Here is a 14,000-nt window from a genome sequence, read left to right as displayed (position 1 = left end):
CCCATGTCACTGTTAGAAATCAAGAATCTCAACGTCCGCTTCGGCGACAAGACCGCCGTGCCGGTGGTCGATGGCCTCGACCTCAAGGTCGACAAGGGCGAAGTCCTGGCCATCGTTGGCGAGTCGGGTTCGGGTAAATCCGTGACCATGATGGCGCTGATGGGCCTGATCGAACACCCCGGCATCGTCACCGCCGACTCGCTGACCTTCGACGGCAAGGACATGCTCAAGCTGAGCAGCCGCCAGCGCCGCCAGATCGTCGGCAAGGACCTGGCGATGGTGTTCCAGGACCCGATGACCGCGCTGAACCCCAGCTACACCGTGGGTTTCCAGATTGAAGAAGTGCTGCGCCTGCACCTGAAAATGTCCGGCAAGCAAGCGCGCAAGCGTGCCATCGAGCTGTTGGAGAAAGTGGAAATCCCAGGCGCCGCCAGCCGTATGGATGCCTACCCGCACCAACTGTCCGGCGGTATGAGCCAGCGCGTGGCAATCGCCATGGCGATTGCCGGCGAGCCGAAACTGCTGATCGCGGACGAGCCGACCACGGCGTTGGACGTGACCATCCAGGCACAGATCATGGAACTGCTGCTGGCCCTGCAGAAAGAGCAGAACATGGGCCTGGTGCTGATCACCCACGACTTGGCGGTGGTGGCTGAAACCGCCCAGCGCGTGTGTGTGATGTACGCCGGCCAAGCCGTGGAAGTCGGCCAGGTGCCGGGCTTGTTCGACGTGCCCGCCCACCCCTACAGCGAAGCGCTGCTGGCGGCGATCCCGGAACACAGCATGGGCGCCGAACGCCTGGCCACATTGCCCGGCATCGTGCCGGGCCGCTATGACCGTCCGCAGGGCTGCCTGCTGTCGCCACGCTGCCCGTACGTGCAGGAAAGCTGCCGCCAGACCCGTCCGGGCCTGGACCCTAAAGCCCACAGCCTTGCGCGCTGCTTCTACCCCTTGAACCAGGAGGTGGCGTAATGGCCGTCGTTCTTACCGCCCGCGACCTCACCCGTCACTACGAAGTGTCCCGTGGCCTGTTCAAGGGCCACGCCACCGTGCGTGCCCTCAATGGCGTGTCTTTCGAGCTGGAAGCCGGCAAGACCCTCGCCGTTGTAGGCGAGTCGGGTTGCGGCAAATCCACCCTGGCCCGTGCACTCACGTTGATTGAAGAACCGTCTTCAGGCTCGTTGAAAATCGCCGGCCAGGAAGTCGCCGGCGCCGACAAGGCCCAGCGCAAGCAACTGCGCAAAGACGTGCAGATGGTATTCCAGAGCCCGTACGCGTCGCTGAACCCACGGCAGAAAGTTGGTGATCAACTCGGCGAGCCGCTGCTGATCAACACCAACCTGTCCGCTGCCGAACGCCGCGAGAAAGTGCAGGCGATGATGAAGCAAGTGGGCCTGCGCCCCGAGCATTATCAGCGCTACCCGCACATGTTCTCCGGCGGTCAGCGCCAGCGTATTGCCCTGGCCCGCGCCATGATGCTGCAACCGAAAGTGCTGGTGGCAGATGAACCAACATCTGCACTGGACGTGTCGATCCAGGCCCAGGTGCTTAACCTGTTCATGGACTTGCAGCAGGAATTCAACACGGCCTACGTGTTCATTTCCCACAACCTGGCGGTGGTGCAACACGTCGCCGATGACGTGATGGTGATGTACCTCGGCCGTCCGGTGGAAGTCGGTCCCAAGGAAGACATCTACGCACGCCCGCTGCACCCGTACACCCAGGCGCTGCTGTCGGCCACCCCGACCATTCATCCAGACCCGAACAAGCCGAAGATCAAGATCGTCGGCGAGCTGCCCAACCCGCTGAACCCGCCGCCGGGTTGCGCGTTCCACAAGCGCTGCCCGTACGCGACGTCGCGGTGCAGCACCGAGGAGCCGCAACTGCGCGCGTTGGATAATCGGCAGGTGGCGTGCCACTACGCGGAGCAATTCGTGGCCTGACCCCGCAACAAAAATGCCCTGGGTGATCACGCCCAGGGCATTGCATGAGTTCTACCGCCCCGCCCGTCGGATTGCGCATCAGTCCGGCAGGCGGGGCTTTTTTTCGTCTTGAATCAGGTATCGCTGTCACTCTCGGTATCGTCATCGTCCGGCGGCGCTTGTTGGTCGTCGTCGTCCTTGGAGCCGCCTTGGTCTTCGTCACCCGGCTCTGATTCGCTCTTGGCCAACTGCAATCCTGTTTGCGCGCTCTGCGTCGCCACAAACCCCGGCGCCTGGCTCTGCACAGCCGTGTTGGCCCATGCGGAGGAGGCACCCAGCGACAACATCACCAGCACTTTTAGCATCAGCACTAAACGTTGAAAGATAGTCATGGTCGATTTCCGTCCAGTCAGTGAATCCCATGCGCCGGCGTTCGACCGTCGCTGAGAATCAAGCTAGTTCCGATCCCGGGTTTGTGCCAATCTCGTCTGTCAGGTATCGCCGTCGTCGTAGGTTTCGCTGTCTTCCCCTTCGTTGTAGGGGTTTTCGGCGTCTTCCTTGGGCGCAGGTTGGGCCTGGGGCTGCCAACTGCCGGAGTTGACCTCGTTTTGTTTGCGCTTGGTGACGGGGCCGGTGTCTTTCCATTGGGGTGTGCCGGCGCCGGCCAGGGCTGGGAGGGTGGGTAGCAATAGGCCAGCGAGCAGCACTAGGTGGATGGCGTGTTTGAAACTCCGCACAGTGGTCTCCTTTTCAGTCGTGGGGTAAAAACTAGACTCGATGCACGGTTCTCGCCAATCCCAAGCCATGTGGAAATCAAAATGTGGGAGGGGGCTTGCCCCCGATTGCAGTGGGTCAGCAAATAAATATTTGGCTGATACACCGCCATCGGGGGCAAGCCCCCTCCCACATTTGGATTTGTGTTTTGGGCAATAAAAAGGGTGAAGCCATGACAGCTTCACCCTTTTCTTTACCACTCAGAGCTTAGTGATGCTCACGCGTCGCGCGGAATTTCACATCCGGCCAACGCTCTTCCATCAACGCCAGGTTCACCCGGGTCGGCGCCAGGTAGGTCAGGTGACCGCCGCCGTCCACCGCGAGGTTTTCCACGGCCTTGTTGGAGAACTCTTCCAACTTCTTCTTATCGCTGCACTCGATCCAGCGCGCGGAGTACACGGTGATGGGCTCATACGAGCATTCGACCTTGTATTCCTCTTTCAAGCGGCTGGCGACCACATCGAACTGCAGCACACCGACGGCGCCGAGGATGATGTCGTTGCTGCGCTCGGGGAAGAACACCTGGGTGGCGCCCTCTTCTGCCAGTTGCTGCAAGCCCTGGCGCAATTGCTTGGATTTGAGCGGGTCGCGCAGGCGTACGCGGCGGAACAGTTCCGGGGCGAAGTGCGGAATACCGGTGAAGCCCAGCACTTCGCCTTCGGTGAAGGTGTCGCCGATCTGGATGGTGCCGTGGTTGTGCAGGCCGATGATGTCGCCGGCGTAGGCTTCTTCGAGCTGTTCACGCTCGGAGGAGAAGAACGTCAGGGCGTCGCCGATGCGCACGTCCTTGCCAGTACGCACGTGGCGCATCTTCATGCCTTTTTCGTATTTGCCGGAGCAAATGCGCATGAAGGCGATGCGGTCGCGGTGCTTGGGGTCCATGTTCGCCTGGATCTTGAACACGAAGCCCGAAAATTTCTCTTCCACCGGCTCCACGGTGCGCTCGTTGGCCACCCGTGGCAGCGGGCGCGGCGCCCAATCGACAACGGCGTCGAGCACGTGGTCGACACCAAAGTTGCCCAACGCAGTACCGAAGAACACCGGGGTCAGTTGACCGTCGAGGAATTCCTGCTGGTTAAATTCGTGGCAGGCGCCCTGCACCAGCTCCAGCTGATCGACGAAACGGTCGTACTCATCACCCAGGTGGGCGCGGGCTTCGTCCGAGTCGAGCTTTTCGATGATCTTGGTTTCGGTGCGTTCGTGACCATGGCCGGCGGTGTACACGATGATGTAGTCATCAGCCAGGTGGTACACACCCTTGAAGTCGCGGTAGCAACCAATCGGCCAGGTGATCGGCGCGGCCTTGATCTTCAGGACGGCTTCGATTTCATCCAGCAACTCGATAGGGTCGCGGATGTCACGGTCGAGTTTGTTGATGAAGCTGACGATGGGCGTGTCACGCAGACGGCACACGTCCATCAGCGCGATGGTACGCGGCTCGACGCCTTTACCGCCGTCGAGGACCATCAGCGCCGAGTCCACGGCGGTCAGGGTGCGGTAGGTGTCTTCGGAGAAGTCTTCGTGGCCCGGGGTGTCGAGCAGGTTGACCATGTGGTCGCGATACGGGAACTGCATGACCGACGTGGTAATGGAAATACCCCGTTGTTTTTCCATTTCCATCCAGTCGGAGGTGGCATGGCGGTCGGATTTGCGGGATTTCACCGTGCCGGCCACTGCGATTGCCTTGCCCATCAGCAACAGCTTCTCGGTGATGGTGGTTTTACCGGCATCGGGGTGGGAAATAATGGCGAAAGTGCGGCGTTTCGCGACTTCGGCGGCCTGGTGGGTCATGGGAAATCGCCTGGCAGGTGAGTCAAAAAAGGGCGGCGAGTATAGCGTAATCCCAGGCACCCGGACCACCGTTCACCCGATTAGGGGTGGCTAAATGCTGCCAAGTATGGAACCTTTTAAAAGGTCGAGACGTCCACTCCCCTGCTACCGCACTCGGAACAGGGGCTGATAAATCAGCAAGTTAGCCTGACGAGGCTGCGCTCATGGCTCGGATTCTTACCGCGTTGCCGGTAAAGACGAGCTGCTTTTCGCGAACTCATTCGCCGACAGCCAGGAATGGCATTGCCGCCGGAGAATGTGTTCGCCGACAAAAGAAAAAAGGAGTCCGCCTGTGGCTATTCGCTATGGCAAAGGGCTGATAGGAGGCGTGGTTGTCGTCGCGCTCCTGGCCCTGCTGGTCCACTGGATCGGCATCAACACGATCGAACTGTACCGCGACGATTTGTTGTTTTACCTGCAAGCTCATTTGATCCTTGTTCTAGTCTCCATGCTGGCGGCCCTCGTTGTGGGCATCCCCGCCGGTATCCTGCTCAGCCGACCGAACATGGTCGGGCGCGCAGAACGCTTCATGCAGATTTTCAACATCGGCAACACCGTCCCTCCCCTGGCCGTACTGGCCATCGCCCTCGGCGTCCTCGGCATCGGCAGCGGCCCGGCCATCTTCGCGCTGTTCCTCGCCTCCCTCCTGCCCATCGTGCGCAACACCTACGAAGGCCTGAAAAACGTCCAGGGTTCCCTCAAAGAAGCTGCCACCGGCATCGGCATGACGCCGCGCCAAGTGCTGTTTCGCGTGGAGCTGCCCAACGCCGTGCCGATCATCATCGGTGGCGTGCGCGTGGCCCTGGCGATCAACGTCGGGACCGCCCCGCTGGCGTTCCTGATTGGCGCCAACAGCCTGGGCAGCCTGATCTTCCCTGGCATCGCCCTGAACAACCAGCCGCAATTGCTGCTCGGCGCCGCGTGCACCGCGTTGCTGGCGTTGCTGCTGGACGGTCTGGTGACCATGGCCAGCCGCCTCTGGCTGGAACGCGGGCTGCGTGCGTCTTAAGGAGCCGACATGAAAAAGCTGACATTACTACTGAGCTGCGTCCTGCTGTGTGCAGGTATTGCGCAAGCCGCTGAAAAACCGGTGATCCGCATCGGCGCCCGGGTGTTCACCGAACAGACCTTGCTGGCCGAAATCACTTCCCAGTACCTGCGCACCAAGGGCTATGACGCCCGCGTCACGGGCGGCCTGGGCAGCAACCTGGCACGCAGTGCCCAGGAAAGCGGGCAACTGGACCTGATCTGGGAGTACACCGGCGTGTCGCTGGTGGCCTACAACCATATCGACGAGAAACTCGACAGCGAACAGTCCTACGCCCGAGTGAAAGAACTCGACGCGAAAAAAGGCCTGGTCTGGCTCTCGCCATCACGTTTCAGCAACACCTATGCCCTGGCGCTGCCGGAGAAGGTGGCCGAGGAACATCCCGAGATCAACAGCATCAGCGACCTGACCAAAGCCGTGGCCCAAGACGCCAAGGAAAACCGCCTGGTCGCACTGGACACCGAGTTCGCCAACCGCTCCGACGGCCTGGCCGGCATGGTCAAGCTGTACGACATGAACCTGACCCGCAAAAACACCCGGCAGATGGACGCCGGCCTGGTCTACACCGCGCTGCGCAATAACCAGGTGTTCGCCGGTCTGGTCTACACCACCGACGGTCGCTTGAATGCCTTCAAGTTGAAGCTGCTGGCCGACGACAAACACTACTTCCCGGACTACACCGCCGCCCCGGTGATCCGTCAGCAATACCTCGACCAGCACCCACAACTGGCGGCTGAGCTCAAACCGCTGGCCGACCTGTTCGACGACGAAACCATGCGCCAGTTGAATGCGCGGGTCGACGTCGATCACGAAAGCCCTTCCGCTGTTGCCGCAGACTTTCTGCGCCAGCATCCCATCAATCAATAAGAGGAGAAGACATGGAATTCCTGAACGCCTTTTCCCATCTTGATTGGGCCCAAGTCCTGCACCTGACCGGGCAGCACATCACCCTGGTGGGTATCGCTGTGGTCCTGGCGATCCTGATCGGCGTGCCCCTGGGCATCCTGATGACGCGGTTTCCGACCCTGGCCGGCCCGTTGCAGGCCAGCGCCACGGTGCTGCTGACCGTACCGTCCATCGCCCTGTTCGGCCTGCTGTTGCCGTTCTATTCCAAATTCGGCCAGGGCCTGGGGCCGATGCCGGCGATCACCGCCGTGTTCCTCTACTCCCTGCTGCCGATCATGCGTAACACCTACCTGGCCCTGACCGGCGTTGAACCGGGCATTCGCGAAGCCGCACGGGGCATCGGCATGACCTTCGGCCAGCGCCTGCGCATGGTCGAGTTGCCGATTGCCGTGCCGGTGATCCTCGCCGGTGTGCGCACCGCCGTGGTGATGAATATCGGTGTGATGACCATCGCCGCCACCATCGGCGCCGGTGGCCTGGGTGTACTTATTCTGGCTTCCATCAGCCGCAGCGACATGTCGATGCTGATCGTTGGCGCCGTGCTGGTCAGTCTCCTGGCCATCTTCGCCGACCTGCTTCTGCAATGGCTGCAACGCTCGCTGACTCCAAAAGGATTGCTCAAATGATCGAACTTCAAAACCTGTCCAAGACTTTTCAAAGCAACGGCAAGACCATTACCGCCGTCAACGATGTAAGCCTGACCGTCAACGAAGGCGAGATTTGTGTATTCCTCGGCCCATCGGGTTGCGGTAAAAGCACCACGCTGAAAATGATCAACCGCCTGATCAAGCCCACCTCGGGCAAGATCCTGATCAACGGCGAAGACACCACCGACCTGGATGAGGTGACCCTGCGCCGCAACATCGGCTATGTGATCCAACAGATCGGCCTGTTCCCCAACATGACCATCGAGGAAAACATCGTGGTCGTGCCGAAACTGCTCGGCTGGGACAAACAGAAATGCCACGACCGCGCCCGCGAGTTGATGAGCATGATCAAGCTGGAACCCAAGCAGTACCTGCATCGCTACCCGCGTGAACTGTCCGGTGGCCAGCAACAGCGGATCGGCGTGATCCGTGCGCTGGCCGCCGATGCGCCGTTGCTGCTGATGGATGAGCCGTTTGGCGCGGTCGACCCGATCAACCGCGAGATGATCCAGAACGAGTTCTTCGAGATGCAGCGCGCACTGAACAAGACCGTGATCATGGTCAGCCACGACATCGACGAAGCCATCAAGCTGGGTGACAAGATCGCGATCTTCCGCGCCGGCAAGCTGTTGCAGATCGACCATCCGGATACGCTGCTGGCGCACCCAGCCGATGAGTTCGTCAGCAACTTCGTGGGCCAGGACAGCACCCTCAAGCGCCTGCTGCTGGTGAAGGCCGAAGATGCGGCGGACAACGCGCCGTCGGTCAGCCCAGAAACCCCGGTGGCCGATGCGTTGGAGCTGATGGACGAACATGACCGTCGCTATGTGGTGGTGACTTGTGCAGAGAACAAGGCGCTGGGTTATGTACGACGTCGCGACCTGCACCGTCAGACCGGCACCTGCGGCCAGTACCTGCGCGAGTTCAACGCCACGGCAGCGTATGACGAGCATTTGCGCATCCTGTTGTCGCGCATGTACGAGTTCAACCGTTCGTGGTTGCCGGTGATGGATGCGGAGCGGGTGTTCCTCGGGGAAGTGACTCAGGAGTCGATTGCCGAGTACCTGAGCTCTGGTAAGTCCCGTGGGGGCAAGACCAGCATCGTCTCCCCTGCCGAGACAGCCCTGGCCTGACCTGAAACAACGCGGTTAAAATGTGGGAGGGGGCTTGCCCCCGATAGCGGTGTGTCAGCTACAGATAAGCTGACTGACACACTGTAATCGGGGGCAAGCCCCCTCCCACATTTGCTCTAGGGTGTGTCAGGGAAATCCCGGCAATTTGCCCCCTCCGGGGAACATCATTCCGTCACACCTGTCGGTTACATAAGTAGCTGCACGGGTGCCCGCGACGAACGCGTGCAAAAACGCGACATTTTTAGTTGATCTCAAGCCCCTCACCGCCTAAAGTTCGCGCCGAACGTCCATGCTGGAAACGATCCATCCGGCTCAAGTACTGACGACGAGACAGCAAGGCCAAGGGAAGCGGTAGATCCCATGGCCTTTTTGCTTTCGGCGACATGCCTTGGGAAGTAGGCGAACCAAAGTGGGGATACGGAGGACGTTCATTTGCACCCATTGATCAATTCAGTTTGCCAGTAGGAGTTCCCAGCATGTCGATCCAGGTCGAAGATTATTTCGCGCGCGCCACATTTGACAAAATGAAGGCGTTCGCCGACAAGCAAGAAACCCCGTTCGTGGTGATCGACACCGCGATGATCAGCCAGGCCTACGACGACCTGCGCGCCGGTTTCGAATTCGCCAAGGTGTATTACGCCGTCAAGGCCAACCCGGCCGTCGAGATCATCGACCTGCTCAAGGATAAAGGTTCGAGCTTCGACATCGCCTCGATCTACGAACTGGATAAAGTACTGAGCCGTGGCGTCAGCGCCGACCGTATCAGCTACGGCAACACCATCAAGAAATCCAAGGACATCCGCTACTTCTTCGAGAAGGGCGTGCGCCTGTTCTCCACCGACTCCGAAGCCGACCTGCGCAACATCGCCAAGGCTGCGCCGGGCTCGAAAGTGTATGTGCGTATCCTCACCGAAGGCTCGACCACGGCCGACTGGCCTCTGTCGCGCAAATTCGGCTGCCAGACCGACATGGCCATGGACCTGCTGATCCTGGCCCGTGACCTGGGCCTGGTGCCTTACGGCATCTCGTTCCACGTCGGCTCGCAACAGCGCGATATCAGTGTGTGGGACGCGGCCATCGCCAAGGTCAAAGTGATCTTCGAGCGTTTGAAAGAAGAAGACGGCATCCACCTCAAGCTGATCAACATGGGCGGCGGCTTCCCGGCCAACTACATCACCCGTACCAACAGCCTGGAAACCTACGCCGAGGAAATCATCCGCTTCCTCAAGGAAGACTTCGGCGATGACCTGCCGGAAATCATCCTGGAGCCGGGCCGTTCGTTGATCGCCAACGCCGGCATCCTGGTCAGTGAAGTGGTGTTGGTCGCACGTAAATCCCGTACCGCGGTAGAGCGTTGGGTGTACACGGACGTGGGCAAGTTCTCCGGCCTGATCGAAACCATGGACGAAGCCATCAAGTTCCCGATCTGGACCGAGAAGAAAGGCGAGATGGAAGAAGTGGTCATCGCCGGTCCTACCTGCGACAGCGCTGACATCATGTACGAAAACTACAAGTACGGCCTGCCGCTGAACCTGGCGATTGGTGATCGGTTGTACTGGTTGTCCACCGGTGCGTACACCACCAGCTACAGCGCGGTGGAGTTCAATGGGTTTCCACCACTGAAATCCTTCTACGTCTGACCCTGTAGAATCCGGCTCCCTGTGGCGAGGGAGCTTGCTCCCGCTGGAGTGCGAAGCGCTCCCAAAAAACTTGGGGCCGCTACGCAGCCCAGCGGGAGCAAGCTCCCTCGCCACAACCGGTGTTTACAGATTTAGCTGAGTAGCACGCGCTTCGTACGCCTCAGCCATCGCTCGAATCTGCGGATCATTCGCCGCTCCCAACGCCGTGTACGCCGTACGCAAAAACTTCAGATTCCCCCCCGCCAACGCCTTGCCCAACCACTCCAGCGCCACATCGACCTGGCCTTTATCCGCCAGCACCGCCGCGTAACTGAACTGCCCGCGAAAATCCCCACCCTCGGCCGAGCGGCGATACCACTCCACAGCAGCCTCCAGATCCCTTGGGCAGACCTGGCCGTCTTCCAGATAACGACCCACCAGGTTCATCGACTTGGCGTGGCCTTGCTCGGCCGCCAGGCGATAAAACCCCAGTGCTTGCGCTCGGTCTTCGGCAACCCCGCGACCGGTGGCCAGCAGGTTGGCGTAGTTGTATTGAGCCCAATCCAATCCAGCCTCGGCCGCCAAGCGGTATTCCCGCGCCGCCGCCGCTTCATCGGCAGCGCAGCCCCAACCGTGCTCCAGGCAACGCCCGGCCATGTTGCGTGCCATCAAGTGGCCGCCCTGGGCCGCAATCTGGAACCAGCGCAGTGCCAACGCTTCATCCCGTGCAATGCCCCGGCCTTCCAGCAGGATTTGCCCGAGCAGCGCCTGGGCGTCGACCACGCCCTCTTTGGCTGCCATCAAAATCGCCTGGGCCGCGCGTACCGGGGAGTCGTCGAGCATGCTCTGCAATTGCTCGACGTTGAGCACTTCTTCACGACGCAACAAGAAGCCCATGTCAGACCTCGACCCAGCGGCGCAGCAGGTTGTGGTAGGTGCCGGTGAGTTGGATCAGGGCCGGGTGGTCGGGCATATCGGCGGTCAGTTGCTGGATCGCGCCGTCCATCTCGAACAGCAACGTGCGCTGGCTGTCTTCACGCACCAGGCTTTGGGTCCAGAAGAACGAGGCGTAGCGCGCGCCACGGGTCACGGCGTTGACTTTGTGCAGGCTGGAACCGGGGTACAGCACCATGTCGCCGGCGGGCAACTTCACGCGTTGCAGGCCGAAGGTGTCCTGGATCTCCAGTTCGCCGCCGTCGTATTCGTCGGGGTCGCTGAAAAACAGCGTGGACGACAAATCGGTACGCACCCGCTCAATGTTGCCCCGGGATTGGCGCACGGCATTGTCGATATGGAAGTCGAAGTTGCCACCGGCGGTGTAGCAATTGAACAGCGGCGGGATGACCTTGTTCGGTAACGCCGCTGACATAAACAGCGGATTTTTCCACAGGCGTTCCAGCATCGCCGCGCCGATTTCCTTGGCCAATGGGTGACCTTCGGGCAATTGCAGGTTGTGTTTGGCTTTGGCGGACTGGTGCCCGGCGGTGATTTTGCCGTCGGCCCATTCGGTGTTTTCCAGCGCTTGGCGGATGCGCTGCACTTCCTCACGAGAGAACAGGCCGGGAATGTGCAGCAACATGGGGCAATACCATCGGGGACCAGAGAGGCGCCAATGGTATTGATTCTTATCAAGCCTGTAAAACGCCGTGGACGGATGAGTTCGTAAAAACCGTAAGCGGAAAGTGTAAAGAATGTAAATTCAGTGCAATTAGCAATGTATCGCAATTGATATGAATACTTGTTCACCCTATATTCCGCGGCCTCACATCCTTGGGGAAAGGACACGTCATGTCGCGCACTTCAATAAAAACACCTGCCAGTTCACCACGCATGCTGGCCTCGGCCATCGGCGTCGCACTCACCGCCAGCTCTGCCGCCCACTTGGCGCAAGCGGCTGAGGACACCGAACAAAAAGGCGAGCGCAACAGCATCTCTCTCGGCGCAACCAGCATCACCGGCCAGGAGCAGGACAACACTTCCTACCAAGTGGAAAAAGCCTCGTCGCAGAAATACACCGCGCCGCTGGTAGACACCCCGCGCTCGGTCACCGTCGTACCACAACAGGTGCTCAAGGACACCGCCGCCACCTCGTTGCAGGATGCCTTGCGCACCGTACCGGGTATCACCTTCGGCGCCGGTGAAGGCGGCAACCCACAGGGCGACCGTCCGTTTATCCGTGGTTTTGACGCCCAGGGCGACACCTACCTGGACGGCGTGCGCGACACCGGCGGCCAGAGCCGCGAGATCTTCGACATCGAGTCCATCGAAGTCAGCAAAGGCCCGAACTCTTCGTTTGGCGGTCGCGGCTCGGCCGGTGGCAGCATCAACCTGGTGAGCAAGACCCCACAAGCGCGGGACTTCACCAACGGTGGCTTCACCTACGGTTCCGACCAGACCCGCCGCTACGTGCTCGACGTGAACCGTCAGTTCCTCGACGACAGCGCCGCGTTCCGTCTGAACCTGATGAGCCACGAGCAAAACGTCGCCGGCCGTGACGCCGTGAATTACGACCGTTGGGGCGTCGCCCCGTCGCTGACCTTTGGCCTGGGCACCCCGACCCGCGTCAACCTCAGCTACTACCACATGGAAAGCGACGACCTGCCGGATTCGGGGATTCCGTACGGTTACAGCTCCGCCGCCGCCACCGTCCACGGGCATGACAAGCCCACCGACGGCGGCGACAGCAGCAACTTCTACGGCCTCAAGAGCCGCGATTTCCGCAAGACCCGCGCCGATATCAGCACGTTCTCCATCGAGCACGACCTGAACGACAACATGACGCTGAAGAACACCCTGCGTCATGGCAGCACGGGCCAGGACTATGTGCTGACCCAGCCGGATGACAGCAAGCTCAACGTCAACAAATACGGCACTGTTTGGCGCCGCGCCAACACCCGTGTCTCGACCACGACCACAACGACCAACCAAACCGATCTGTTTGGTAGCTTCCAGGCGCTGGGCTTCAAGCACAGTTACTCCACCGGCCTGGAATTCACCGGTGAAGAAACCCGCGTCAGCGGCTACACCGTCACGCCGAACAGCAACCCGACCTGCACCGTGGCCGGTGGCAGCCAAGGCGGACAGTGCACCTCCCTGGGCAATCCGACCCCGGACGACGCCTGGAACGGCAGCATCGCGCGCAATTACATGGGCACCAACACCAAAGCCACCAGCCGCGCCGCCTATGTGTTCGACACCATCGAACTGGGCCCGAAATGGCTGCTGAACGTCGGCCTGCGCTATGACACCTTCGACACCGAAGCCAACACCAACGCCGTGCCGACCGCCACCGTGAAGGCGCGCACCAAGGTCAAGGACGACAGCCAGTTCTTCAACTGGCAGGCCGGTCTGGTCTGGAAACCGCTGGATAACGGCAGCATCTACACCTCCTACGCGACCTCGGCCTCGCCCGCAGGCGGCCTGGTAGGTGAAGGCGTCGACAGCAACGCTCTCCCGACCGGCACGACCTCCAGCGACCTGAAGCCGGAAGAAACCGTCAACTACGAGCTGGGCACCAAGTGGGACCTGTTCCACAATCGCCTGTCCCTGACGGCTGCGGTGTTCCGTACCGAGAAGAAAAACACCCGTATCCTGGTGAGTAACGATACTTACGAAACCGCCGGTGAATCCCGTGTCGACGGCCTGGAATTGTCGGCAAGCGGCAAGATCACTGACCAATGGCAGGTGTTCGCGGGCTACAGCTACCTGAAGAGCGAACTGGTTGACCCAGGTAAAAACGGCAACCGCTCCAATGTCGTGCAACCCGGCTCTAACAAGGGCAACCAGATGCCCAACACCCCGAAGAACTCGTTCAGCCTGTGGACCAGCTACGACGTGACGCCGAAGCTGACCATCGGTGGCGGCGCGTTCTACGTCGATCAGGTCTACGGCGATGCGGCCAACACCGTGTATGTACCGTCCTACACACGCTACGACGCCATGGCCAGCTACAAGCTGACCAAGAACATTGACCTGCAATTAAACGTGCAGAACCTGACCGACAAGACCTACTACGACAAAGCCTACGGGGCGCACTTCGCCAACCAGGCGGCCGGTCGTACGGCCCTGCTTTCTACGAACTTCCACTTCTAAAAGCCGGCAGCCCACAGCCAAGGCCCCAC

13 protein-coding genes are annotated in these 14,000 nt (G+C 60.6%); 8 read left to right on the top strand and 5 right to left on the bottom strand.

Annotated features, from left to right (window positions below; translation table 11 throughout):
- The first annotated feature begins 3 nt into the window (after positions 1 to 3).
- A complete protein-coding gene (locus DYL61_RS07095) occupies positions 4 to 972 on the top strand; it encodes an ABC transporter ATP-binding protein (protein ID WP_135307772.1) in 969 nt (322 codons plus the stop codon).
- Positions 972 to 1,943: a peptide ABC transporter ATP-binding protein gene (locus DYL61_RS07090; protein WP_105696218.1), complete on the top strand. Its 972-nt coding sequence runs from the start codon at positions 972 to 974 to the stop codon at positions 1,941 to 1,943. The genes DYL61_RS07095 and DYL61_RS07090 overlap by 1 nt, the downstream gene beginning before the upstream one ends.
- 113 nt (positions 1,944 to 2,056) lie before the next feature.
- Here the strand turns inward: DYL61_RS07090 and DYL61_RS07085 are convergent, their stop codons facing one another.
- From DYL61_RS07085 to DYL61_RS07075, 3 genes are all read right to left on the bottom strand, one after another.
- Positions 2,057 to 2,314 (bottom strand): hypothetical protein, encoded by a 258-nt coding sequence (locus DYL61_RS07085; RefSeq protein WP_135307771.1) that lies wholly within the window; start codon positions 2,312 to 2,314, stop codon positions 2,057 to 2,059.
- A gap of 99 nt (positions 2,315 to 2,413) precedes the next feature.
- Positions 2,414 to 2,659, bottom strand: a complete 246-nt coding sequence (locus tag DYL61_RS07080; protein WP_135307770.1) for a hypothetical protein — start codon at positions 2,657 to 2,659, stop codon at positions 2,414 to 2,416.
- A gap of 244 nt (positions 2,660 to 2,903) precedes the next feature.
- Positions 2,904 to 4,487, bottom strand: a complete 1,584-nt coding sequence (locus DYL61_RS07075; RefSeq protein WP_105697405.1) for a peptide chain release factor 3 — start codon at positions 4,485 to 4,487, stop codon at positions 2,904 to 2,906.
- A 331-nt stretch (positions 4,488 to 4,818) separates the two neighbouring features.
- On the opposite strand from DYL61_RS07075, the gene DYL61_RS07070 reads away from it, so the two are divergent.
- The 5 genes from DYL61_RS07070 to DYL61_RS07050 all read left to right on the top strand — a co-directional run bounded on the left by DYL61_RS07070 (position 4,819) and on the right by DYL61_RS07050 (position 9,900).
- Positions 4,819 to 5,535 carry an ABC transporter permease gene (locus tag DYL61_RS07070; protein ID WP_105697406.1) on the top strand — a complete coding sequence of 239 codons (717 nt, stop codon included), beginning with the start codon at positions 4,819 to 4,821 and terminating at the stop codon, positions 5,533 to 5,535.
- A 9-nt stretch (positions 5,536 to 5,544) separates the two neighbouring features.
- A complete protein-coding gene (locus DYL61_RS07065) occupies positions 5,545 to 6,441 on the top strand; it encodes a glycine betaine ABC transporter substrate-binding protein (protein ID WP_135307769.1) in 897 nt (298 codons plus the stop codon).
- An 11-nt stretch (positions 6,442 to 6,452) separates the two neighbouring features.
- Positions 6,453 to 7,106: an ABC transporter permease gene (locus DYL61_RS07060; protein ID WP_135307768.1), complete on the top strand. Its 654-nt coding sequence runs from the start codon at positions 6,453 to 6,455 to the stop codon at positions 7,104 to 7,106.
- Positions 7,103 to 8,260 carry an osmoprotectant ABC transporter ATP-binding protein OsmV gene (locus DYL61_RS07055; RefSeq protein ID WP_135307767.1) on the top strand — a complete coding sequence of 386 codons (1,158 nt, stop codon included), beginning with the start codon at positions 7,103 to 7,105 and terminating at the stop codon, positions 8,258 to 8,260. Before DYL61_RS07060 ends, DYL61_RS07055 begins: the two co-directional genes overlap by 4 nt.
- A 476-nt stretch (positions 8,261 to 8,736) precedes the next feature.
- On the top strand, positions 8,737 to 9,900 hold the full coding sequence (locus DYL61_RS07050) for a type III PLP-dependent enzyme (protein ID WP_105697409.1): 1,164 nt from the start codon (positions 8,737 to 8,739) through the stop codon (positions 9,898 to 9,900).
- Between the two features lie 123 nt (positions 9,901 to 10,023).
- Here DYL61_RS07050 and DYL61_RS07040 read toward each other — a convergent pair whose 3' ends face one another.
- Both DYL61_RS07040 and DYL61_RS07035 read right to left on the bottom strand, forming a co-directional pair.
- Positions 10,024 to 10,776, bottom strand: a complete 753-nt coding sequence (locus DYL61_RS07040; RefSeq protein ID WP_135307766.1) for a tetratricopeptide repeat protein — start codon at positions 10,774 to 10,776, stop codon at positions 10,024 to 10,026.
- A 1-nt stretch (position 10,777) separates the two neighbouring features.
- A complete protein-coding gene (locus tag DYL61_RS07035; protein ID WP_135307765.1) occupies positions 10,778 to 11,458 on the bottom strand; it encodes a Fe2+-dependent dioxygenase in 681 nt (226 codons plus the stop codon).
- Positions 11,459 to 11,667: 209 nt separating this feature from the next.
- Here DYL61_RS07035 and DYL61_RS07030 point away from each other — a divergent pair, with 209 nt between their 5' ends.
- Positions 11,668 to 13,971, top strand: a complete 2,304-nt coding sequence (locus DYL61_RS07030) for a TonB-dependent receptor (protein WP_135307764.1) — start codon at positions 11,668 to 11,670, stop codon at positions 13,969 to 13,971.
- Positions 13,972 to 14,000: the final 29 nt, after the last annotated feature.

It is taken from the genome of Pseudomonas nabeulensis (assembly GCF_004682045.1).
Classification (GTDB): Bacteria; Pseudomonadota; Gammaproteobacteria; order Pseudomonadales; family Pseudomonadaceae; genus Aquipseudomonas; species Aquipseudomonas nabeulensis.
This window is presented reverse-complemented; position numbering and strand designations above follow the sequence as displayed.